The organism is Nesterenkonia haasae (assembly GCF_010119385.1).
GTDB classification, from domain to species: domain Bacteria; phylum Actinomycetota; class Actinomycetes; order Actinomycetales; family Micrococcaceae; genus Nesterenkonia; species Nesterenkonia haasae.
This window is the reverse complement of record NZ_VFIE01000048.1, coordinates 1-538: the sequence shown is the minus strand read 5'-3', so window position 1 is coordinate 538 and position 538 is coordinate 1. Positions and strand designations below refer to the sequence as shown.

Annotated in this window: 1 protein-coding gene; it reads left to right on the top strand. The window is 69.0% G+C overall.

The features are described from left to right. The coding region (locus FH975_RS16230; RefSeq protein ID WP_162322207.1) for a GNAT family N-acetyltransferase at positions 1–402 on the top strand (402 nt) is incomplete at its 5' end. Between the last annotated feature and the right edge of the window lie 136 nt (positions 403–538).

The following is a 538-nucleotide window of genomic DNA, read 5'->3' as shown; positions in this document are numbered from 1 at the left end:
GATCGTTTCCTGCAGGCGGTGACCGAGCTTTCGCCGGAAACCACCCAGCGCCTGACCCACCCGAATCCCAAGACCGAGATCACCCTGGTCGCAGCCGAATCCCTGCCTGCTGGCGAAGCGGTGGTCGGCGCGGTCGCCCGGGCCTCGATCATCCCCGGCACCCGTGAAGCCGAGTACGCGATCCTGATCAGCCGCTTCCTCATTGGCCAGGGCCTGGGCCGGCAGCTGATGCGCAAGCTGGTGAAGTGGGGCCGCGGGAAGTACCTGGACCGCCTGTACGGCGACGTCGCCGCCGAGAACGAGCCGATGAAACAGCTGGCCGCCTCGCTGGGCTTCAAGCCGGTCCCGCACCCGGCCGGTGCCGAAGGCCTGGTGCGGATGGTGCTGGAGCTGGACAACTGACAGATGCGCCGGGCCCCGCCCGGCGACGCCTGCCGGTAGTGCCGGCCGCTGGCCTGAACTGCGTTACCCCAACGGCACATGAGGCTGCCGGCAATCGGCCGGCACGAACCACCGGGCTTCGATCGGGCTTCTGCTA